This is a genomic window from Methylophaga thalassica, assembly GCF_030159795.1.
Taxonomy (GTDB): domain Bacteria; phylum Pseudomonadota; class Gammaproteobacteria; order Nitrosococcales; family Methylophagaceae; genus Methylophaga; species Methylophaga thalassica.
The window spans coordinates 283,529-306,684 of record NZ_BSND01000013.1 but is presented as its reverse complement, the minus strand read 5'-3'; the positions used below and the strand labels follow the sequence as shown (position 1 = coordinate 306,684).

The following is a 23,156-nucleotide window of genomic DNA, read 5'->3' as shown; positions in this document are numbered from 1 at the left end:
TTTTTATTATCTTAAAGTCAGATAGCACTCATAACAAAGCATCAATATGACTGGCCACACTGCGGCCTAATGCTGACATGACATAACCGCCTTCAAGCGTTGAAACTATCCGGCCCTGGGCAAATTTATCCGCTATTTTTTTCACTTCACTGGTCACCCAGGCAAAATCATCTTCCACCAAATCCAGATCCGACATATCGTCTTCCCGATGCCCATCGAATCCAGCTGAGATAAAAATCATTTCTGGTTGAAATGCTTCCAGCTCTGGTAGCCATTGTTCTTCAATAAGTTGGCGAAATTGCTCACCACTGGTGCCAGCAGGCAGACCAATATTGATCATATTGTCGTGTTTACCCGGTTCACCAGTATCGGGATAAAAAGGATGCTGAAAACTACTACATAACAGTATCTGCTGGTTGCCTCTAAAAATATCTTCTGTGCCATTACCATGGTGTGCATCAAAGTCGATAATGGCCACTCGCTGCAATCCATATTCAGCTATCGCATGAGCGACACCTACAGCGACGTTATTGAATATACAAAAGCCCATCGCCTTGTTATGTTCTGCGTGATGACCGGGCGGTCTGACACAACAAAAGGCCGTATTCGCGTCTTGGCTCATCACTAAATCAACCGCTTTTACTACAGCCCCGGCTCCACGCTGTGCCGCCGTTAATGACGCTGACACCATCAATGTATCAGCATCCAGCCAAACACGTTCATTCTCTTGCAACTTCTGAAAGATATCACTGACATAATCAGCATCATGAACACGACATAATTGCTGTAAGGTGACCATCGGCGCGTCATAAAAATGCATAACCATTTCCAGGCCGCTGGCGATAAGACGATCGTGAATGGCAGCAAGTCTTTCTGCCGTGTCCGGGTGATATGATGTCGTTTCGTGCAGGGCACAGTCAGCATGAGAAATAAACGCGATAGTCATAACGACACCTTAAACAACCGTAATAAAGTTTTTGTAAGCTAATCGTATCAGGAAAATGGACCAGTGATATGACCACACATTTTTTAGACCGCCTGTTTTCACCCCGTTCAATCGCGGTATTTGGTGCCAGTCAGACGACGGATGCGGTGGGCAGACGCGTATTTGATAATTTGGTGGATACCGATTTTTCCGGACCAGTCTTTGCGGTAAATCCAAAATATGATCGTATCGATGATCATATTTGCTACCCGAATCTGGAAGCGATTAATGAATCTATCGATTTGGCTGTTATCGCCACACCGGCCACCACCATAGAAGCCATTATTCATCAATGTGGTCACGCAGGTGTGAAAGCGGCCATCATTATTTCAGCGGGTTTTAGTGAAGGACAGGGACAAGGACTGAAACTGGAACATGCGGTGGTGAAAGCCGCAAAGCAATACAATATTCATATTCTAGGCCCGAATTGTCTGGGTCTTATCCGGCCCAGTATTGGCATGAATGCCACGTTCAGCAAAAACACCGCTGCGCCGGGACAATTAGCCTTAATTTCACAATCGGGTGCTTTATGTACAGCCATTTTGGATTGGGCCGCAGCCAATGAAGTGGGCTTTTCCGCCATTATCTCTCTGGGCAATGCCGCCGATATCGACTTTGGCGATCTGCTCGATTTCCTGGCTCAGGACCACAAGACCCAAAGCATTCTGCTGTATGTCGAAGGCATACGTGATGCACGCCGTTTTATGAGCGGTTTACGTATCGCTTCTCGTATGAAACCTGTGGTCGTGATCAAGGCGGGTCGTCATCAAGCTGGATCACAAGCCGCTTTAACGCATACAGGTGCGATGATGGGGGGAGATGACGTCTTTAATGCCGCAATTCAGCGAGCAGGTGTGGTCAGAGCCGATACCATCCAGCAGCTTTTTGCTGCGGCTGAATTATTAGCCACACAATGCCGAGTTCATGGCAGACGTTTAGCGATTGTTACTAACGGTGGTGGTCTTGGCGTCATGGCCACTGATCGGGCCATTGATTTAGGTATTGAATTAGCCAGTCTGTCAGATGACACCATTGCCAGTCTGGATAAGGTATTACCAGCCCACTGGTCACGTAGTAATCCTATCGATGTGCTGGGTGATGCCGCACCGGAACGTTATAAAGCAGCGGTCAATGCCTGTTTGCAAGATGAAGGCATTGATGGCGTGTTAGTCATGTTATCGCCCCAAGCCATGACTGACCCCGATGCTTGTGCGCAGGCTGTCATTGATGCACAACAGACCAGTTCTAAACCTGTTCTGGCTTGCTGGATGGGACAACAACTTATCGCCAGTGCAGATCGTTTGTTTGCCCGTCATCATGTGCCGTGTTTTTCTGATCCGGAATCGTCAGTGGAAGCCTTCGCCTGTCTGGCCCGTTTTTATGAAAATCAACAGCTGCTGATGCAGGTTCCCGGCCCTTTATCATCACATAGTGAACCCGATATTGAAGGCGCCCGACTGATTATTGAAAGTGTCTTAGCTGAAAATAGACAAGCGCTGACAACGGCTGAATCCCGAGCCCTGTTACATGCCTTTGATATCCCGGTGAGCTTAAGCATTCAATGCCACAGTGCCAATGAAGCTTTGGTCGCCGCAGAAAGTTTTGGTTATCCGGTAGCGATGAAAATCAATGATCGCCATATCCAGCATAAAACGGATGTCGGTGGTGTACGTTTAAATATCAATAATGCGGCCGCCGTCAGGTTGGTTTACAAAGAACTGTTGGAAGCTGTGCGTAAAAAAGTGCCGGATATAAAATCGTTCAGCGTCAGTATCGAACCGATGTATACCGATCCCTTTGGCAGAGAATGTCTGGTCGGCGCCAATCGTGATCCAGTGTTTGGCACCACCATTGTGTTTGGTGCCGGTGGAGTCAAAGTGGAAGTGTTGCAGGATACCGCTATCGCCCTGCCCCCTCTGAATACCTTCCTTGCAGACAAACTGATTAATCAAACCAAAATCGCAGCAATGCTAGGTGAATTCCGTGATATGCCTGCGGTAAACCGTGATGCCTTAATACAAGTGTTATTACGTGTATCTGAAATGGTCTGTGAATTACCAGAAATTGAATCGCTGGATATCAATCCGCTGGTTGTCGACGAGCGAGGTGTGTTGGCATTAGATGTCAGAATTATAGTGGCACATCATGTCAAAAAGATTAATCGTTATGATCATATGGCCATTCACCCCTACCCAACCCATTTGACCAGACAAGAACAGTTAGCCGATGGCACGGATATTATTATCCGACCAATACGACCTGAAGATGCGCTGATAGAACAAGTCTTTTTCCGGAAGCTTTCTACCGAATCACGCTATTTCCGTTTTATGCAGGAACTCAACGAATTATCGCAGGATATGTTGATACGCTTTACTCAGCTTGATTACAGTCGCGAACTGGCTTTGATGGCGGTGACCATGGAAGAAGAGGAAGAAATTGAAGTCGGTGTTGCCCGTTACAGTATGAACCCGGATGGCAGTAGCTGTGAATTTGCTTTGGTCGTCGCCGATGAGTGGCAGCATAAAGGTATTGGCACACGACTGATGAACGCGTTAATTTCCAGTGCTCGCCAGCAAGGTTTCAGCCTGATGGAAGGCGAAATCCTGACCAGTAATCAACCCATGCAGCGGCTAGTAGAGAGCTTAGGGTTTACAGTCACGGCCAGTCTGGAAGAGCCCTCCATCAGGTTAGCTTCTATGCATTTGTAGTGCTGCTGAGCAAAAATTATCTGAAAACCATTGATTGTTATTAACAAGAGTGGGAGCATCAATTAGTAACCACCAAAGAAGGCGTGTGAATGAAAAAAATCCCTTATACCACTGTTCGTCCAATTCGTAGTCTTAACCTGTTATCACAGGAAGAAATCATCAAACTCAGCTCACCCAGCGCTGAGCTGCATCAACTGTTTCGTGAATGTGCTCTGGCCATTCTGAATACTGACAGCCATGAAGATGATGCTGAAGAAATTCAGCAGCTCTATGCGGACTTTGATATCCGCCTGAAATCACAACCGCGTGGTGTGATGCTGGAAATCTTTAATGCACCGGCACAGTCTTTTGTTGACGGCACCCTGATTCGCGGTATTCAGGAGCATTTATCTTCGGTATTGCGCGATATTGTCTACACTGACTTTAAAATTCTCGCTGAAGAAACCAATAACTCAGCCAAAATCACCGACAAAGTGTTCCGCATTTTGCGTAATGCCAATATGGTCAGGCCGAATGTGTCACCAAATCTGGTGGTGTGCTGGGGTGGTCATTCTATTCCACGTGAAGAATATGACTATGCAAAACATGTCGGATATGAGTTTGGTTTGAGAGGACTAGATATCATCACCGGCTGCGGTATTGGTGCGATGAAAGGCCCTATGAAAGGGGCTGCAGTGGGACATGCTAAACAGCAAATCACCCATGGTCGTTATATCGGCATTAGCGAACCAGGCATCATTGCTTCAGAATCGCCCAATGCCATCGTCAATGAGCTGGTTATCATGCCCGACATCGAAAAACGCCTGGAAGCCTTTGTGCGTCTGGGTCACGTTATCGTGGTATTCCCAGGTGGTGTCGGTACCGTCGAAGAAATCTTCTATTTACTCAGTATCCTGCTGCATCCGGAAAATAAATATGGCATTCCATTAATTTTTGCTGGGCCAGAATCCTGTCGGGACTACTTCAACACGCTGGACGCCTTCCTCAAACAGTGTCTGGGTGAAGAGATTAGTGACTTATATGAAATCGTGATTGGTGAGCCAGAAACCGTTGGCTATAAAGTCAAACAGGCGATGACCGAAGTCCATGAAAATCGCAGAGAAACTGAAGAAGCCTATTACTACAACTGGCAGTTACATATCGACCCTATGCTGCAGCAGCCATTTATTCCTACTCATGAAAATATGGCCGCGTTGGATTTAGATCCATCATTGCCCAAACATTTGCTTGCCAGCCAGATCCGCTCAGCATTTTCAGGCATTGTCGCCGGCAATGTGAAAAGTTTTGGTATTAAAGAAGTGGCGAAGCATGGGCCTTATCTGTTGAAGGGTGATCCTGACATCATGCAAGCCATTGATAATCTGCTCCATATTTTTGTCAAACAGCAACGAATGAAACTAGGCCAGGGAGAAGGGGTGTATCAACCTTGTTATAAATTGGTGGGCTAACTTTTACCCGATAATGACAAATAATGTTACATAAACCACTTCAGAAGCAGGGGCACAGATAGCTGGTGATTGCACTTTTCCATGACCAGTCATCGGTGTCCTTGGCCTGAATGAATTAGCCACCCAAGCAATATGTCACTATCCTTGAGAATTATTTAAGGATAGTTATTGAGGATGGGTGAGATTAAATCGTTTACGGGCCAGTGCAATCAGTAATAACACAGGTAGCCCCATAAGTGCCGTCATCAAAAAGAAATTTTCAAACCCAATAGACTCCACCATAGAACCAGAGTAACCGCCCAGCACTTTGGGGATTAAGGTCATCAATGAGCTGAAAATGGCATACTGCACAGCAGTAAAAGAGATATTGGTTAAACTCGACAAAAAGGCAATAAAGGCGGCATTAGCCAGACCGCCGGATAAATTATCGGCGGTAATCACCACATACAGCATCGTAATATCATGTCCGCTTTGCACCAGCAGCATAAACAACAAATTGGTAATGGCAGATAACACCGCCCCCAGCATCAATATCGGCATCACACCATAACGTAACACCAGTACCCCGCCATAAAAGGCGCCGAAAATGGTCATAAACACACCAAAGGTTTTCACCACGGTGGCAATTTCATTTTTGGTAAAGCCAAGGCTTTGATAAAGCGGATTAGCCACTACGCCCAGGACAATATCTGAGATTCGGTACAGACCCACCAAGGCTAATAATAACCAAGCCAAAGACCAGCCATAACGTGTAAAGAAATCCTGAATAGGCGCGATGTAGCTGTGAGTCACACTTTGTTTATCGATAAATTTTATTTGTGTCATCAACAGCGCAACCAGCGCTGCGGCAACCCCGGCAAATACCAATCTGATTAACTCGATAAAAACAGACACCAGTTGCGCATTACTCAGAAGTAAACCCAGTTTTTGTTTCGCCAGCGCGGTTAAGTCTGCTGTCAGAGCAAAGCTACAAATAAAGGCGCTCACTGCCAGCAAAAAGGTAATAAAAAATCGCACATGATGGCGACGATTGATCAAAGCTGATGCTTGTAGTTGCTTGGGCTCATCGATGATTAAGGTGGTCAAAATGCCAACTAAAAATAAACTGGCCATCGCCCAGTAGGTTAATTGCCAAGCCTCAAAATTATAATGCTCCATACTGGTACCAAAATAACTGGCCAGAAATAAAGCTCCGCCTCCAGCCAGCAACATGCCAATGCGATATCCGGCGATGTAACTGGCTGACATCATCGCTTGCAGTTCAGCATTGGCTGATTCAATACGGTAAGCATCGGTCACGATATCCTGAGTAGCCGAAGAAAAGCCTAAACACACCGCAGCAGCGCCCATCCACACCAAGGAATGCTGAGCGGGATCGACCATGGCCATAAAAATAATGGAGCCCATCACCATGCACTGCGCCAATAATAACCAGGCACGCCGACGTCCTAGCCAACGGGTTAATAAGGGTAAAGGCATGACATCGACTAATGGTGCCCAAACGAATTTGAATGAGTAACCCAGTGCCGCCCAACTGAAATAAGTGATGTCACTTTTTGCGATGCCGACTTCGCCAAGCCATAGACTCAAGGTGGAAAAAATCAGTAATAACGGCAGGCCCGCCATGATGCCAAAGACAAGCATCGTTAACACCCGCGGGTGCATAAATGCTTGTAAACTCTCCTGCCATGAACGTAGTCGTGCTATCAAAATCGGTCTCAGATCGCGTTGAATCAGCTAAAGTAACATTGAAGTATATCTGGTTCCACTTTTGTTCATAGTGATACAGACGACTAGAAAATATTGCTGTTCATCATGCAGTCAACGATAATGAGAAAATTAAGAGAACACACTTCTGATATCCTTGCTACCTCATGGCTAAACAACGCAAAATAATTCACGTCGATATGGATGCTTTTTTTGCTTCTGTTGAACAACGTGATCATCCCGAATATAAAGGTAAACCGCTGATCGTCGGCGGCCAGCCTAACAGCCGGGGCGTGGTTGCGGCCTGCAGTTATGAAGCCAGAAAGTACGGCATTCACTCGGCTATGCCCTGCTCACGTGCCTATCGTTTATGCTCTCATGCCTTATTTGTGCCGCCACGCTTTGATGCTTACCGTGAAGTATCCAACCAAATCCGTGACATTTTCTGGCGTTATGCCACTGAAGTTGAGCCGTTATCTCTTGATGAAGCGTATTTAGATGTTACATACACCGAGGCTTTTAATGGTTCGGCCACCTTGATTGCCCAGGCCATTAAACGTGAGATTTTGCAGGAAACCCGACTCACCGCCTCGGCGGGTGTTTCCTATAATAAATTCCTCGCCAAAATTGCCTCGGATATGGACAAACCCAATGGGCTCTATGTCATCAGACCCGAACAAGGCGAAGCTTTTGTCGCCGCTCTTCCAGTGGGTAAGTTTCATGGCATTGGTCCCGCCACAGAAACCAAAATGCATAATCTCGGCATCCATACTGGCAAGAACCTACGTGAGAAATCATTAACAGAACTGACTGAGCGTTTCGGTAAAGCAGGTCAGTATTATTACAACATCGCCCGAGCTATCGACGAACGTCCGGTTCGCAGTCAACGCATCCGTAAATCGCTCGGTAAAGAAACCACCTTTGCTGAAGATATTCACTCTATCCCGGAATTAACCGCCAAACTGCTTGATCTGGCTGAACGCGTTTTCGAAAGCCTGAGTAAACAAAACCTGAAAGCGCGCACCATCACCGTCAAAGTGAAATATGCTGACTTTCAACAAGTCACCCGTGCGCACAGCACCGAGCACATTATTCAACTAACAGACTTAAAACAGATCATTCCGTTATTGCTTGAAAAAACAGAAGCTGGAATCAAACCTGTGAGATTGGTCGGATTAAGTATGAGTGGGTTTGATGTGCCGGTATTACAGACTCATCAACCACAGTTAGACTTAGCGTTAAATGATGAGTTTTAAAAATAAAACGATCCATCGTTTGGATTGAGGAAGAAACCCGAAATGAACTTAGTTATGGTCATTGAGCTTCAACCTTCAACCCAAGCACTATTGATATAATTAAAGAGCTGCCTTGATACGATTTTTCAGAATTTTATAACGGCTAAACGCACATTTCACGAAGTTACCATCCTTATGTTTAAAGCGTTTTTTTAGTGCTTTTTTCACTTCCCATGTGCCTTTATAACCGTTAGGGAAGACCACTAAGTCACCCGCTTTAAATGTGGTCGCTGGGCCACCATCATTTGGCGTCATCACACACTCCCCTTCTACAATGTATGCCACTTCAGTGGTCACAAATGACCAGGGAAATACGGATACTTCTTTTTCCCATGTTGGCCAATGTTCAACCCCCATTTTCTTTAATTGTGCTTCGCTGGGATTACTGTCCACGGTAATGTCTTTCATTTGAATTCCTAAAATTTAAGTTTTGCCCAAACAATGAACATTTGGGATGAGATGGGGATTTCGCCTTATCTATTTTGCCTGTGTTTCAGTGATAAACCGAATTTACCGTTCATCTCTGATGTTAGAGTCAGGGCATATTTGCCATAATGCCCCTTTGCTTTAACCACTGAATTTATTTATGCAGACTCAAGGACAACCCGCACTGGACGTGCTACAGAACATTTTTGGTTACAATGGCTTTCGACATAATCAAGACGATATCGTTGAGCATGTTATCCAGGGTGGTGATGCCCTTGTATTGATGCCAACTGGCGGCGGTAAATCACTTTGTTATCAGATTCCGGCGCTGATACGACCAGGCACCGGCATTGTGGTTTCACCGTTGATTGCTTTAATGCAGGATCAGGTGGTGGCATTAAACGAGTTGGGTGTGAAAGCGGCCTTTCTTAACTCAAGTTTGTCAGCCTCAGAAGCCTATAGCGTTGAGCAACAACTTGAAGACGGGTTGATTGATGTATTGTACATCGCCCCAGAGCGTTTACTGAATGAGCGCAGCATATCGCTATTGAGTCGTGTAACCATTTCCTTATTTGCAATAGATGAAGCGCATTGTGTATCGCAGTGGGGCCATGACTTTCGACCAGAGTATCAACAGCTTCGACGACTACATGAACGCTTTCCTAATGTGCCTCGTATTGCTCTGACAGCCACGGCCGATAAACGCACACGTCAGGAAATCATTGAGCAACTCAATCTGCAGCAAGCCAATGTCTATCTGAATAGTTTTGACCGACACAATATTTTTTATGCGATTACCGAGGCAAGCCAAGCCAAACAACAGCTGTGGCAGTTTATCGAGGAACACCACGCCAATGATGCCGGCATTGTTTATTGTCTGTCGCGAAAGAAAGTCGAGGCCATTGCCGAATGGCTTCAGGAACAAGGTCGGGTTGCGCTGCCCTATCATGCCGGTTTGTCCAATGAGGTAAGAGCAAAACACCAACAGCGGTTTTTACGTGAAGAAGCGGTGATCATTGTCGCTACCATCGCCTTTGGCATGGGTATTGATAAACCGGATGTGCGTTTTGTCGCTCACCTGAACTTACCGAAAAATATTGAGGCCTATTATCAGGAAACCGGGCGTGCTGGCCGTGACGGTTTACCGGCTGATGCCTGGATGGCTTATGGCCTGCAGGATGTCATTACGCTGCGGCAGTTTATGCAGGACTCCAATGCGCCGGATATGGTCAAACGGGTTGAACAACATAAATTGGATGCCATGCTAGGTTTATGTGAACTCATCACCTGTCGGCGTCAGGCCATCTTGGCCTATTTTGATGAGGAAGCACCTGAAAAATGCGGGCAATGTGATAATTGCCAAACACCTCCTGAAAGCTTTGATGCGACAGAAATGGCACAAAAGGCCTTGTCTTGTGTTTATCGTACCGAACAACGATTCGGGGTGAATTATTTAATCGATATCTTACTTGGTAGTGACGATGAACGTATTAAACAAAACCAGCATGACAAGTTAAGTACCTACGGCATCGGCTCTGAACTCAATGCCACTCAATGGCGAGGTATTTTCCGTCAGTTAATCGCCACGGGTTATCTGGATATTGATATTCAGCGTTATGGCGCATTACGTCTGACAGAAAAATGTCGACCAGTCCTCCGCGGCGAGCAAACATTATATTTAAGAAAACAGTCGCCTAAAAAATCAACAGCTAAAACCGGCAAAAAACAAACAGCTGTTCGCCCTCAAGATCAACGACTTTGGGAAGCATTGCGTCAATTACGCTCGGATATTGCCAAACAACATGAGTTGCCGCCTTACGTTATTTTTCATGATGCGACGTTGTTGGAAATGTGTCGTTATCGACCTGCAGATATGGCGGCTATGCAACGTATTTCCGGCGTGGGCGAACAAAAACTCAACCATTACGGCCATGCGTTTTTAGAGGTCATTCAACAACATCCTTTGTCTGAGTTACTGAATAACGGCTTGAGTGACACGATTAATGACACGTTGTTATTACTGGAAAAAGGACATGAGATAGACAGCATTGCGAAACAGCGAGATTTAAAACTCAGTACAGTTTATAGCCATCTGGCTGAAGGCATTAATGCCGGGTTACTGGATGTAAAAGACGTACTGGACCTGGAAGATGCTGAGCTGAACACGATCATGCTGACGATTGATTCATTAGGAGATGAATCTCAGAGCCTGAAAGCGATTTATCAGGCCCTGGATGAAGCTTATGATTATGGTGTGATTCGTTGCGTTCTGGCATCCATGTATTAATGACAACGTGCTTTCAGGCTTTGTCTGACTGCACTTGCTGTAATTGTTTCAATATCGCCTCTGCCTCCTGAGTCAGTGAAGCAAACAGCCGTATATCGCCATTACGTTGTGCATGTAATGCCTGTTCACGCTTTTGTTTTAATTGCTTTTTTAACTTTTTCTCAGGATCAGACTTAAATAATGACCACATACATAACTCTCTGTTAGGTTAAATAAGTCAGAGAGTTATGGCGTGATAAAGTTCATTTGTTTATTTTGGTAACGCGTAGTCATAGTCAATGATTAACGGCGCATGATCCGAAAAAGACTCATCGCGATAGATTTCTGTGGCTTTGACTTTACCTTTCATGCCCGGCGTTAAGATATGGTAATCAATACGCCATCCCACATTATTGGCTCTGGCCTGACCACGGTTTGACCACCAGGTGTATTGATGTTCTTCCTGCGGTAACTCTCGAAACGCATCAATAAAACCCATTTCATCAAACAGTTTATCCAACCAGGCGCGCTCCTCCGGTAAGAAGCCAGAGTTTTTCAGATTGCCTTTCCAGTTACGAATATCTTCATTTTTATGTGCAATATTCCAATCGCCACAAATCAATACATCGCGACCCGAGTCTTTCATGTCCTGCATTTTATTTTCAAAAAAATCCATGCAGCGATATTTGGCAATTTGTCGCTCTTCTTTTGATGAACCTGAAGGCATATACAGCGAAATCACGCTTAAATTACCAAAACGGGCTTCGATGTAACGGCCTTCCGCATCAAACTCCTCATTACCCATACCCACAATCACCTCATCAGGCTCTGCTTTACAATACAGCGCCACACCGCTGTAACCCTTTTTCTCTGCATCATGGTAATAACAGTGATATCCTTGCGGCCTGAAAATATCATCTTCAAGTTGGTGCACTTGAGCTTTGGTTTCCTGAATACAGACAACATCTGCATTTTGCTTGGGTAGCCAGTCAAAAAAACCTTTACGGGCGGCGGCTCTAATACCGTTCACATTGGCTGTGATTATGCGCATGGGTCATCCTATTGAAAAATAATCACATAATACCATTTACAAATCAGATTAAAATCCGGATAATGTCGGGCTCATCTGTAAATACAGATAGCTAGGTTTAGCTACAGATAAATGAATTTTTAGGAGAAGCACTTTGGCAAATTCGGCACAAGCAAGAAAACGCGCGCGTCAAGCAGAAGTACACCGTCAGCGTAACGCCAGCCAACGTTCAGCGATGCGTACAACGATTAAAGCACTGAGAAAAGCAATCGCAGCTGGTGATAAAGAACAAGCTGTTGCTGCTTTCAAAGTTGCAGCGCCTGCATTAGATCGTATGGCGGGTAAAGGCATTATTCACAAGAATACTGCTGCTCGTGGTAAAAGCCGTTTGAACAACGCTGTTCGCGCAATGTAATTTAAAGTTTCGACTTTATAAAAAAAACCGACTTAATGTCGGTTTTTTTATGCCTGCGATTTTTATTATTCTCTTGAATTAGCTGGTTAACACCAGATTATCGCGGTGAATAAGTTCAGGTTCACCGACATAACCCAGGATAGATTCAATTTCACTGCTGGGTTTGCCTTTAATCAGATGCGCCTCATCAGCATTATAATTCGCTAACCCTCTGGCGATTTCTTTACCATTTACATCACGACAAATCACCAATTCACCACGTGTAAACTTGCCTTCAACATGGGTCACTCCGACAGGCAATAAACTGCGCCCTTGTTCTCTCAACACAGCCACTGCACCATCATCCAACACTAATTGCCCTTTGGCGATTAAATGACCCACCAGCCACTGCTGTCTGGCAGTAATCGGCTTATTGTCTGGCCAAAGTAATGTACCCACGCCATGCCCTGCCGCCAGGTGACGAAGATTGTCGGGATGTTTACCAGATAAAATAACCGTATAGGCACCTGAACGGGCCGCACGGCGTGCTGCCAATAATTTGGTGGTCATACCACCACGGCCCAGCTCACCTTTACTATCACCCGCCATTTGATCAAGCGCTGCGTTACTGGCAGCTGAGGCAGCAATCATGCGGGCATTAGGATTAGTTCTGGGATCGGAGTCAAACAAGCCGTCCTGATCCGTCAAGATAACTAACACATCGGCCTCAACAAGATTGGCAGTCATGGCTGCTAGTGTGTCGTTATCGCCAAAACGAATTTCTTCGGTAGCAATGGTATCGTTCTCATTAACCACGGGCAGAATATCTAATTCCAGCAACGTTTGCAGTGCACTACGTGCATTAAGATGACGGCCACGGTCTGATAAATCAGAGTGAGTTAATAAGATTTGAGCGGTGTGAATGCCATGCTTACCGCATTCTGTGGCATAGGCGTTGACCAACTCCATCTGACCAACACTGGCAGCCGCTTGCAGACGATGAATTTCGTGTGGACGTCTTTTCCAACCCAGTTTCTGCATACCCGCCGCAACTGAGCCAGACGTGACTAATACCACTTCTTTTCCCTGACGTCTTAGTTCGGCTATTTCAGCACTTAACCAACGTATGCGATCCGTATCAAGACCTTCACCAATACGAGTTAATAAAGCACTGCCAATTTTGATAACCCAGCGCTTGGTATTCAATAATTGCTGATGTGGTTCTGTCACTGAGGTTTATTCCTGAGCATCATCCTGTGAATTATCTGTGGTTTCGTCTTTTTCACTGGCACGAACACTTTCCAGATAATTCATGACTTCATTGACCAGCGCATCGCAACCTTCGCCAGTCTGACCACTAATGTAAAACACTTTGCCTTTCCATTGCAGTCGATCCAGCACTTCTTGACACAGATCGTCGCGAATATCTTCGGGTACCAGGTCCATTTTATTCAAAACTAACCACTGATCCTGACTGCCTAAAGCTTCACTATAGTTTTCCAGTTCACGATTGATGATCTGCACACTTTCTACCGGGTCCTGTTTCACATCAACCGGCGCCATATCAACAAGATGTAACAGTAAGCGCGTACGGGTCAGATGTTTCAGAAACTGGATACCTAGACCGGCGCCGTCTGCCGCACCTTCAACCAAACCGGGAATGTCTGCAATCACAAAACTGCGCACATCTTTTAAGGTTACTACACCCAAGTTTGGATAAAGCGTTGTGAAAGGATAATTTGCCACTTTGGGTTGCGCAGCTGACACCTGACTGATAAATGTTGATTTACCCGCATTTGGCAATCCCAACAGTCCCACATCTGCTAATAGCTTCATTTCAAGCCGTAAAGTGCGTTCTTCACCGGGGGTACCATCGCTGGTTTGACGAGGAGCACGGTTAATGCTCGATTTATAACGCGCATTACCTAAACCATGCCAACCGCCTTTTGCGACTAATAATTTATCGCCATCTTTGGTCAGGTCACCAATGAGTTCATCGGTATCATCATCCCAGGCTTCTGTGCCAATAGGGACTTTGATAATCAGATCTTCACCACGCGCACCACTGCACAAACGACCACGACCATGCTCACCACGCTCGGCTTTAAAATTACGCTGATAACGAAAGTCGATCAGTGTATTGACCTGTGAATCGGCCAACAAATAGACATCGCCACCATCGCCACCATCACCGCCATCGGGGCCACCAAAAGGAATGAATTTTTCACGGCGAAAACTCAAACAGCCATTACCACCGGCTCCGGCACTGATTTTAATTTTCGCTTCATCCACAAATTTCATTGTCGCTTCCCGACCTTAATCTCATGTTCTTTCTGACTATAAACCTATATGCCAGAAACAAAAAACCCCGCATCAGCGGGGCTTTGTGCTGTTTGCCCCATACGGGCTAACAAATATTCTTAGTCAGCAACAACACTGACGAAAGTACGGTTTTGAGGACCTTTGGTCTCAAATAATACTTTACCTTCAGCTGTCGCAAATAAAGTATGGTCTTTACCGATACCTACGTTACGACCTGCATGGTAACGTGTACCACGCTGACGAACTAAAATGTTACCACCAGACACTAATTCACCACCGTAGCGTTTTACACCAAGGCGTTTAGACTCTGAATCACGTCCGTTACGAGTACTACCACCAGCTTTCTTGTGAGCCATTTCTTAAACCTCTTTTCCGATTCTTAGGCTGAGATGCCTGTGATTTCGATTTCAGTATATGCTTGACGATGACCCATCTGTTTTTGATGGTGCTTACGACGTTTGAATTTGACGATTTTCACTTTATCGCCACGGCCGTTAGCTGCCACTTTCGCAGTCACTTTAGCACCGTCAAGGTAAGGTGCACCAACTTTGATGTCTTCACCTTCGCCAACTAACAGAACTTTATCAAGCTCAACCGTATCACCGGCTTCAGCAGTCAATTTTTCAATGCGGAGCTTTTCGCCCTCTTTAACTCGGTATTGTTTACCGCCAGTCGCGACAATAGCGTACATCGCTGTCTCCAAAGTATAATAGTGTTAATGCGGGTTACCCCACAAAAGACCGGCAATTGTATCTCCTTTCTTCAAGGAGATCAAATTCATATTGAAATATTTGCGCAGTATTCTCGCTCATGAGAAAGTACGCGTTTAAATCACACATTATAGGCAGATTACGGTTCCGTGGATATCCAATCCATCTATTCTCTAATTCAAGATGACATGAAAGCTGTAGACGAGTTGATCCAACAACGCTTACAGTCTGATGTTGCCCTCATTAATCAACTTGGCTTTTATATTATCAACAGTGGTGGTAAGCGGCTTCGCCCGGCGATAGCTATTCTGGCTGCACGTGCATGTGGCTATGAGGGGAGTCAACATATCAACCTCGCTACCATTATTGAGTTCATTCACACCGCAACGTTATTACATGATGATGTGGTAGATAATTCTGATATGCGCCGGGGTCAGGAAACAGCTAATACACTCTGGGGCAATGAAGCAAGTGTACTGGTGGGAGATTTCCTCTATACCCGCTCTTTTGAAATGATGGTAGAAATTGAGTCTATGCGCTTAATGCAAATTCTCTCTCACACCACGAATGTCATTGCGGAAGGCGAGGTACTGCAGTTATTGAACTGTCATGATGCCGATACTACCGAAGCGCGTTACCTTGAAGTGATTCATCATAAAACCGCCAAACTGTTTGAAGCTGCTGGCCAGTTAGGTGCCGTCATCTCAGGCTCTGATAACGCTACTGAAATGGCTATGGCTAACTACGCTATGCATTTGGGTAGTGCTTTTCAGCTGGTCGATGACTTACTTGATTACAGTCAATCCAGCGAGACTATTGGTAAAAATATTGGTGATGACCTTGCTGAAGGCAAACCTACATTACCTCTGATCTATGCGATGCAACATGGTAATGCTGAACAATCAGCCATTATTCGTGAAGCCATCGAACAAGGCCAGCGAGACAGGATTACTGACATTATTGAGATCATTCAGAACACAGGCGCGATAGATTACACAGCCAGAGCCGCTGAAAAGGAAGTGATGCAAGCGAAACAAGCTCTGGATATACTTGCTGGAAGCCCGTATAAACAAGCTTTATTATCGTTAGCCGACTTTGCTATTCAGCGAAATTATTAATGTAATGGTCCGACTCACACCTTAAGGTCATCAAATGAAAAGCATCGCTGGTTACATGGTTAATTCAGTCATGATATGCAAAGGATGCACATAATGATTTCAGATAAGGACATTTTAAACGCCAGAATTCTTATTGTTGATGACCAATTGATCAACATTAAATTACTGGAAAAAATGCTGAGACAGGCCGGATTTACCTCTCTGTATTCCACAAATCTAGGCGCTGAAGTAAAACAACGCTATTTTGAATACGAAATTGATCTCATCCTGCTAGATATCCGTATGCCGGATATGGATGGATTTCAGGTGATGGAAACATTGCAAACAGCGATACAGGATGATTATCTTCCAATACTGGTAATCACCGCCGAACTCACTCAGGAAATACGGAAAAAATCTCTCTGCTCCGGCGCAAAAGATTTTATAACTAAGCCGTTTGATCAGACAGAAGTCATCCAACGTATCAGAAATATGTTGGAAGTCCGCCTACTGCATAAGCAAGTATTGACGCAGAATGAAACGCTAGAACAACAGGTCAAGATCCGAACTCAACAACTTGAGCAAAGCCGTCTTGAAATTATTAAACGCTTAGGTCGGGCGGCAGAATACAAAGATAACGAAACCGGTAATCATATTCTGAGGATGAGCCACTTTGCCCATATGTTGGCACTCGCCGTCGGACTCAGTGATAAGTTTGCTGCTGATATATTAACCGCAGCGCCGATGCATGATATCGGTAAAATTGGCATTCCAGATCACATTCTACTGAAACCGGGTTCGCTTAATCCTGATGAGTGGGAGATCATGAAAACCCATGTCAAAATTGGCGCAGACCTACTAGCTGATACAGATGTGCCATTGCTCAAGCTGGCGAGTAATATTGCCCTGACTCACCATGAAAAATGGGACGGTTCTGGATACCCAAATGGTTTAAAAGGGGAAGCTATCCCCATCGAAGGTCGTATTTGTGCAATATGTGACGTTTTTGATGCTTTAACGTCTGAGCGCCCATACAAAAAGGCATGGCCGGTTGAGCAAGCGGTTGATTATCTGATCACTCAAAAAGGACAACATTTTGATCCTAAGTTAGTCGATCATTTCTTAGCGATTATCGAACAGGTTCTTCACTACCGTTCTCGCTATCCAGATACAGCGTATGAAGCATCAGATCAGTCCTAATTTTGTTTAAATGCTTTTTAGTTATTTCAAGGTTCGCTATTCTTAGTCACTATGGCTCAAATATATAAATATCATTTATTTTTCTGTACGCATCAGCGTGATGATGGCAGTGCAAATTGTGGAGAGCATGGTTCACAGTCTCTGCGTGATTACGCCAAACAGCGTGTTAAAGAATTAAAAATAAAAAAAGTGCGTGTCAATAATGCAGGCTGTCTTAACCGCTGTAAGCTGGGACCGATGTTAGTGATTTATCCTGAAGGCACTTGGTATCACTATGAAACAGAAGCGGATATTGACGAAATTATTGAGTCACATCTGTTAAACGACACGATTGTGGAACGTTTGGTCAAATGACGCCGGATCAATACTGCCGCGACAAAGCAGCTAAAAGTGGTTCCAGTTTTTATTACAGTTTCATGTTTTTACCACCGCAAAAGCGACAGGCCATCACCGCCTTGTATGCGTTTTGCCGTGAAGTGGATGATGCAGTAGATGAAATAGCCGATCCGCAAGTTGCTGCACAGACCTTAAGCTGGTGGCGAAGTGAGGTTGAGAATATATTTAACCAGACAGCCACTCATCCTGTTGGTAAAGCTCTGGAAGAAGCAATAAAGCGTTTCGAGCTTCATCAAGAATATTTTCTTGAAATTATTGATGGCATGGAAATGGATCTATTCCAGCATCGATATGACGCTTTTAAACATCTGGCTTTATATTGCCATCGTGTCGCAAGCGTGGTCGGGTTACTTGCTGCAGAAATTTTTGGTTATCAAAACCGTCAAACACTGAAATATGCTGAAAAACTGGGTTTGGCTTTCCAGTTAACCAATATTATTCGTGACGTTCGTGAAGATGCCGAACGTGGCCGCATCTATCTCCCCGCAGAGGATATGGCTCGATTTAAGGTAAGTGAAGAAGATATTCTGGCACTCAAACAAACAGCAGAATTAACAGCACTACTGGCGTTTGAAACCGAACGTGCTCGTTCCTTCTATCAAGAAGCCAAAACGCTATTACCCAAAGAAGATCGATACTCACAACGTACGGGCTTAATCATGTCTGCTATTTATGAGGCGACGTTAGACGAAATTGAAAAAGATCAGTTTCAGGTGATGAAACAGCGCATTTCACTGACACCATTGAAAAAACTCTGGTTAGCCTGGCGCACGTCCAGAGCAGAAAAAAAACATCCATAATGACCACGCTGATTGTTGGTGGTGGCTGGAGTGGACTTGCTGCCGCTGTTCGTTTGTTAGAAAAGGGCGAATCGATTCACCTGGTGGAATCTGCAAAGCAATTGGGAGGACGAGCCCGAAATGTTGACTGGAATGCACAGACCATAGACAACGGTCAACATTTATTGATTGGTGCCTATCAACGCACCTTAAAATTATTGCAAGACCTGGGGGCTGATGAGTCCAGATTGTTTCAGCGGCTTCCGCTAAATATAACCATCCATCATCCACATTTTGGCGATCTAAAACTCGCTGACACGCTACATCTACCCTGGCCGCTATCTCTGGCAATAAAGACTTGGCAACTCAATGGTTTTGCTGTTTTTGTCCAGATCTCTCGTCTAATCTTCAATGCCCGTTCACAAAAAAAGTCAGACGATATCTCCGTGCAAGCATGGCTAAAACAGCAGAAACAAAGTTCAAGGTTGGTTGAGCAACTATGGGAACCACTATGCCTTGCTACATTGAATACACCTATTTCAGAAGCCTCGGCTAATCTTTTTGCTCATGTCTTGTTAGAGACTTTTAGGCAACGTGACTACGCTGATTTTTTGATTCCGCAAGTACCATTAGGCGATACCCTACCAGCCTATGCTGAACGATATATTCAGCAACAAGGCGGACAAATTTCCCTGCAAACGCGTATTAAGTCACTCGTTATCCTTAACAATAAAGTCACTGCGGCTTTGACAGATAATGGACAAACCATTGAAGCGGACAATATTATTATTGCTACTGGACCACACACTAGCCAACAACTGTTAGGAAAATATTGGGGAGCTAAGGACGCAAGCTCTCATCCTATTGTCACGGTCTATCTGCAATGCGCATCTGATATCCATCTTCGATCACCTATGTTGGGACTCAGCGGGACAACAAGCCAATGGATATTCGATAGAGGTGATGGCCTGTTGGCGGTTGTTATCAGTGGACCAGGCTCACATCTGAAGCTGACTAATGAACAGCTTATCGAGCACGTTGTTAATGAATTACTAGACGCAAATATAGTACAGCCCTCTGAATTTATTCGCGGTTACGTTATCCGAGAAAAACGGGCAACATTCAGAAGTACTGTGGGTGTTTGCTCAGATCGTCCGACAACTTGCTCTCCAGTGGATGGGCTCTATTTAGCAGGTGATATAATTAACAATCTTTATCCTGCTACACTAGAAGGTGCAGTGATAAATGGTGAAAAAGCTGCCGAATTGATAATGAAAATCAACACGGTTAGCTAAGCGATTAATCACTTGCTATACTTTGTGGCTCAATATTTATAACAATAAGGGAATGCTATGCTGAAACAGTTCAAATTACTTTTTATCGCGTTATTTCTAGGCACATTCATTGTTGCCTGTAGTGATGACAACAGTGCTCAGACAGACTCTAAAGATACATCTGCCGCACCTGCAGAGATGACCAGTGAAGACACCACTGACACAACAGGTGCTGTAGAAGATGAAACAGACACGATTGCAGGAATGACGAAAGAAGAAGCTATCGCTAAGTGGGGTGAGCCTGATGTCACTCAAACACATACAATTGATGCATTAACTGTTGATCATCTTGAATGGCATAAAAAAGACGGTATTACATCGGTACAATTCCATAACGGTGTCGCACAATTTAGTCAATTTGTACCTGCCGAATAAATCTTGATGCAAGCATATACTGAGGATAGCCAATTGGCTGAACAAATCATTCTTATCACCGGTGCCGCTCAAGGCATCGGTGCCTCAGTAGCTAAAGCCTGTGCATATGCAGGTGCTACAGTTATCTTACTTGATAAACAAGTTCCGCAGCTTGAAGCTGTTTATGATGAAATTGTTGAACAAACTGGCATCATTCCAGCTATCTATCCGCTCGATCTCAAAGGGGCAACTGTTGATGACTACAAACAACTTGCCCAGACTATTTCAGAAAGTTTTGGTAAATTGGATGCCTTAATTCACTGCGCTGCTTCACTCGGACAATTAGCCCCAGTGATGAATCAAGATCCTAAAACATGGGCAGAAACCCTGCACATCAACCTGACAGCCGCTTACCTACTCACCCAAGCCTGTCTACCATTATTAAAACAACAAGCAAGCCATTTAATTTTCACTACGGATGCCCACAAGCATACCGCTTATTGGGGTGCCTACGGTATTAGTAAGGCCGCAGTTGAAGCACTTGCTGAACAACTAAAAGATGAACTGGAAGCAGAAGGCAAAGTGATCGTCAGCACCATTGATCCTGGTGAAGTCAGAACGGCGCTTTATGCTCGCGCTTATCCAGCCCGAAACCCAGAACATCTGAATTTGCCAGATGATGTCGCTTATCAATATATCGCAAAACTTCAATTAGAAACCAACTCTCCAGTATCGGTAGATTAAACGTCAAAACCCTGACACTAACATCCAACCCATTGATTCATAGATAATTTTAAATATTGGCACACTTATAGCAGGTTATATTCATAACTTGAATAAGGAAGTGCTCCAATGGAACACCCATCAATATCAAACAAGCATAAACTAAGCCTGGTAGAAGGGTCTAAACCAGCAATAGATTACACTCAGACCAAAACAGCGGAAGACATACACCGTCAACTTCCTTACACGCTGCAAACCAGCCTTATTTTGGAAGACATGCTTCAATTATTTCAGCATGAAGTGAATGCTGTTTTCCCTGAGTGTAGCTTTCATTATCAAAACCCTAGTATGAAAGTCGATATCAACTCGGCGGAAAAATCTCACCACCGCTGCCATTATAAGCTTGAAATGAATGGTGATTATCTGGGCGATCTTAGCTTTACGCAAAGCAAAAAGTTTTCTCAAGCAGATATTATTTTTCTAGAAGATTTACTCAGCCTGCTTGTTTACCCTTTACGTAACTGCCTGCTTTATAAAAAAGCACTTGCCTCTGCACTACTGGATGACTTAACCAGTTTGGGTAACCGGGCTGCTTATGAAAAAAGTTTGCATAGGGAAATCGACAGAGCAAAAAGACACAATATACCTCTGTCACTCGTCCTTATTGACATTGATAACTTCAAAATTATCAATGACAACTTTGGTCATATGACCGGTGATAGAGCACTTAAAATTTTGGCAGATATGATTAACCAGAATTTGCGTGGTAGTGACTTGGCATTCAGATTTGGTGGTGAAGAATTTGTTCTGCTACTAACGGATACTAGCATTCACGACGCTCAAGTTGCAGCTGAAAGAATCCGTGAATCCGTTGCACAAATATTATCTCATGATGGAACAAACAGCTTCGGTTTCACCATCAGCTTAGGCGTAGCCCAACTTGATATGAATGAAGAAGGCTATCACCTGTTTGAACGGGCTGATATGGCACTTTATGAAGCCAAACACATGGGTAAGAATATAACTGTCTGCGCCAAGAAACCCTAATCTTTAATAGACAGCAGACAGTATAAAATCAATGGCCTCGAATACGAGGTCTTCTTTTAGGCGTGGGCTCATCCTGATCCCGGCTTTGTTCTTTTTTATTGGTACTATATTCTTTTCTTGTACGTGTTTTCTTGGGTCGTTCCTGCTTAACAGCCGGTTTCTTGCGTCCACCTGTAACATTACTGACTGGCTTCATCCCAGCCTGTTCATAGAGATAATCTAAGTCTGAACCTTCCAGCTTTGTCCAGTGTCCCATACGCAGATTATTAGGAATAATGATGGGTCCATAACGCACCCGCATCAAACGGCTGACCTGTACACCCTGGCTTTCCCACAAGCGACGTACTTCACGGTTACGACCTTCCTGGATAACCACGTGGTACCATTTATTGGCTCCTTCACCGCCAGATTCCTGAATATCTGCAAACTTAGCTTCACCATCTTCTAGCATGACGCCATCACGTAGCGTCTGCATCATTTCTGATGTCACTTCGCCTAAGACACGAACCGCATATTCGCGATCCATTTCATGCGATGGATGCATTAAACGATTTGCCAATTCACCATCTGTGGTCAGGATGATTAAACCACTGGTGTTTAAGTCAAGCCGTCCCACACTGACCCAACGGCCCTGCTCTGGAATAGGTAAGGACTGAAAGATAGTACGACGGCCTTCAGGGTCCTTACGCGTGCACACTTCACCAACAGGTTTGTTATAGAGAATGACCTGTTTAGCCGGTTCCTGCCATAAACGTTTCGGAGAAAGCGGTTTATTATCCAGCTTTAAACGATCGCCTTCACTGATCTGATCTCCTAAACTTGCCAACTCACCATTACGAGTGACACGTCCTTCTTTAATCCAGGTTTCTACCTGGCGACGAGAGCCATACCCTGCTCTTGCTAATACTTTTTGAATACGTTCAGCCATAAAAACG

At 44.7% G+C, this 23,156-nt stretch carries 23 protein-coding genes; 13 read left to right on the top strand and 10 right to left on the bottom strand.

Annotated elements, in window-relative coordinates:
- Positions 1 to 28 precede the first annotated feature (28 nt).
- A complete protein-coding gene (locus QQL60_RS14295) occupies positions 29 to 946 on the bottom strand; it encodes a histone deacetylase family protein (protein ID WP_273183056.1) in 918 nt (305 codons plus the stop codon).
- A gap of 68 nt (positions 947 to 1,014) precedes the next feature.
- On the opposite strand from QQL60_RS14295, the gene QQL60_RS14290 reads away from it, so the two are divergent.
- Both QQL60_RS14290 and ppnN read left to right on the top strand, forming a co-directional pair.
- On the top strand, positions 1,015 to 3,693 hold the full coding sequence (locus QQL60_RS14290) for a bifunctional acetate--CoA ligase family protein/GNAT family N-acetyltransferase (protein ID WP_284723689.1): 2,679 nt from the start codon (positions 1,015 to 1,017) through the stop codon (positions 3,691 to 3,693).
- A gap of 89 nt (positions 3,694 to 3,782) precedes the next feature.
- Complete coding sequence (ppnN, locus tag QQL60_RS14285) at positions 3,783 to 5,141, top strand: nucleotide 5'-monophosphate nucleosidase PpnN (RefSeq protein WP_284723688.1); 1,359 nt, start codon at positions 3,783 to 3,785, stop codon at positions 5,139 to 5,141.
- Between the two features lie 165 nt (positions 5,142 to 5,306).
- Here ppnN and QQL60_RS14280 read toward each other — a convergent pair whose 3' ends face one another.
- Complete coding sequence (locus tag QQL60_RS14280) at positions 5,307 to 6,851, bottom strand: AmpG family muropeptide MFS transporter (protein WP_284723687.1); 1,545 nt, start codon at positions 6,849 to 6,851, stop codon at positions 5,307 to 5,309.
- Between the two features lie 164 nt (positions 6,852 to 7,015).
- On the opposite strand from QQL60_RS14280, the gene dinB reads away from it, so the two are divergent.
- Entirely contained in the window at positions 7,016 to 8,104 is a 1,089-nt protein-coding gene (gene dinB / locus QQL60_RS14275; protein ID WP_284723686.1) for a DNA polymerase IV, read from the top strand.
- A 99-nt stretch (positions 8,105 to 8,203) separates the two neighbouring features.
- On the opposite strand, the gene QQL60_RS14270 is transcribed toward dinB, so the two are convergent.
- Positions 8,204 to 8,551: a cupin domain-containing protein gene (locus QQL60_RS14270; protein WP_273183049.1), complete on the bottom strand. Its 348-nt coding sequence runs from the start codon at positions 8,549 to 8,551 to the stop codon at positions 8,204 to 8,206.
- A gap of 178 nt (positions 8,552 to 8,729) precedes the next feature.
- Here QQL60_RS14270 and recQ point away from each other — a divergent pair, with 178 nt between their 5' ends.
- Entirely contained in the window at positions 8,730 to 10,856 is a 2,127-nt protein-coding gene (recQ, locus tag QQL60_RS14265) for a DNA helicase RecQ (RefSeq protein ID WP_284723685.1), read from the top strand.
- 13 nt (positions 10,857 to 10,869) lie between these two features.
- Here recQ and QQL60_RS14260 read toward each other — a convergent pair whose 3' ends face one another.
- Positions 10,870 to 11,046: a DUF6435 family protein gene (locus tag QQL60_RS14260; RefSeq protein WP_007144458.1), complete on the bottom strand. Its 177-nt coding sequence runs from the start codon at positions 11,044 to 11,046 to the stop codon at positions 10,870 to 10,872.
- 60 nt (positions 11,047 to 11,106) lie between these two features.
- Positions 11,107 to 11,886 carry an exodeoxyribonuclease III gene (locus QQL60_RS14255; protein WP_007144457.1) on the bottom strand — a complete coding sequence of 260 codons (780 nt, stop codon included), beginning with the start codon at positions 11,884 to 11,886 and terminating at the stop codon, positions 11,107 to 11,109.
- 133 nt (positions 11,887 to 12,019) lie between these two features.
- Between QQL60_RS14255 and rpsT the strand changes: the two genes are divergently transcribed.
- On the top strand, positions 12,020 to 12,280 hold the full coding sequence (gene rpsT, locus QQL60_RS14250) for a 30S ribosomal protein S20 (protein ID WP_091712336.1): 261 nt from the start codon (positions 12,020 to 12,022) through the stop codon (positions 12,278 to 12,280).
- A gap of 78 nt (positions 12,281 to 12,358) precedes the next feature.
- On the opposite strand, the gene proB is transcribed toward rpsT, so the two are convergent.
- From proB to rplU, 4 genes are all read right to left on the bottom strand, one after another.
- The gene (gene proB, locus QQL60_RS14245; RefSeq protein WP_284723684.1) at positions 12,359 to 13,489 is read right to left on the bottom strand and encodes a glutamate 5-kinase; all 1,131 of its coding nucleotides are present in this window, start codon (positions 13,487 to 13,489) and stop codon (positions 12,359 to 12,361) included.
- Between the two features lie 6 nt (positions 13,490 to 13,495).
- Complete coding sequence (gene cgtA, locus QQL60_RS14240) at positions 13,496 to 14,560, bottom strand: Obg family GTPase CgtA (RefSeq protein WP_007144454.1); 1,065 nt, start codon at positions 14,558 to 14,560, stop codon at positions 13,496 to 13,498.
- A gap of 119 nt (positions 14,561 to 14,679) precedes the next feature.
- The gene (rpmA, locus tag QQL60_RS14235; protein ID WP_007144453.1) at positions 14,680 to 14,937 is read right to left on the bottom strand and encodes a 50S ribosomal protein L27; all 258 of its coding nucleotides are present in this window, start codon (positions 14,935 to 14,937) and stop codon (positions 14,680 to 14,682) included.
- A gap of 23 nt (positions 14,938 to 14,960) precedes the next feature.
- Positions 14,961 to 15,272 (bottom strand): 50S ribosomal protein L21, encoded by a 312-nt coding sequence (gene rplU, locus QQL60_RS14230; RefSeq protein ID WP_007144452.1) that lies wholly within the window; start codon positions 15,270 to 15,272, stop codon positions 14,961 to 14,963.
- 168 nt (positions 15,273 to 15,440) lie between these two features.
- On the opposite strand from rplU, the gene ispB reads away from it, so the two are divergent.
- The 8 genes from ispB to QQL60_RS14190 all read left to right on the top strand — a co-directional run bounded on the left by ispB (position 15,441) and on the right by QQL60_RS14190 (position 22,221).
- Positions 15,441 to 16,409, top strand: coding sequence for an octaprenyl diphosphate synthase (gene ispB, locus QQL60_RS14225; protein ID WP_040576147.1), 969 nt, complete (start codon positions 15,441 to 15,443; stop codon positions 16,407 to 16,409).
- A 93-nt stretch (positions 16,410 to 16,502) separates the two neighbouring features.
- The gene (locus QQL60_RS14220) at positions 16,503 to 17,588 is read left to right on the top strand and encodes an HD domain-containing phosphohydrolase (RefSeq protein ID WP_284452275.1); all 1,086 of its coding nucleotides are present in this window, start codon (positions 16,503 to 16,505) and stop codon (positions 17,586 to 17,588) included.
- Positions 17,589 to 17,639: 51 nt separating this feature from the next.
- On the top strand, positions 17,640 to 17,942 hold the full coding sequence (locus QQL60_RS14215) for a (2Fe-2S) ferredoxin domain-containing protein (protein WP_007144449.1): 303 nt from the start codon (positions 17,640 to 17,642) through the stop codon (positions 17,940 to 17,942).
- A complete protein-coding gene (gene hpnD / locus QQL60_RS14210) occupies positions 17,939 to 18,784 on the top strand; it encodes a presqualene diphosphate synthase HpnD (RefSeq protein ID WP_284452273.1) in 846 nt (281 codons plus the stop codon). Before QQL60_RS14215 ends, hpnD begins: the two co-directional genes overlap by 4 nt.
- Complete coding sequence (gene hpnE / locus QQL60_RS14205; RefSeq protein ID WP_284723683.1) at positions 18,784 to 20,058, top strand: hydroxysqualene dehydroxylase HpnE; 1,275 nt, start codon at positions 18,784 to 18,786, stop codon at positions 20,056 to 20,058. Before hpnD ends, hpnE begins: the two co-directional genes overlap by 1 nt.
- Before the next feature lie 57 nt (positions 20,059 to 20,115).
- Entirely contained in the window at positions 20,116 to 20,472 is a 357-nt protein-coding gene (locus QQL60_RS14200) for a hypothetical protein (RefSeq protein WP_007144446.1), read from the top strand.
- A gap of 33 nt (positions 20,473 to 20,505) precedes the next feature.
- Positions 20,506 to 21,195, top strand: a complete 690-nt coding sequence (locus QQL60_RS14195) for an SDR family NAD(P)-dependent oxidoreductase (RefSeq protein ID WP_284452271.1) — start codon at positions 20,506 to 20,508, stop codon at positions 21,193 to 21,195.
- 108 nt (positions 21,196 to 21,303) lie between these two features.
- The gene (locus QQL60_RS14190; protein WP_007144444.1) at positions 21,304 to 22,221 is read left to right on the top strand and encodes a GGDEF domain-containing protein; all 918 of its coding nucleotides are present in this window, start codon (positions 21,304 to 21,306) and stop codon (positions 22,219 to 22,221) included.
- A gap of 28 nt (positions 22,222 to 22,249) precedes the next feature.
- On the opposite strand, the gene rluB is transcribed toward QQL60_RS14190, so the two are convergent.
- Complete coding sequence (gene rluB / locus QQL60_RS14185; RefSeq protein WP_284723682.1) at positions 22,250 to 23,149, bottom strand: 23S rRNA pseudouridine(2605) synthase RluB; 900 nt, start codon at positions 23,147 to 23,149, stop codon at positions 22,250 to 22,252.
- Between the last annotated feature and the right edge of the window lie 7 nt (positions 23,150 to 23,156).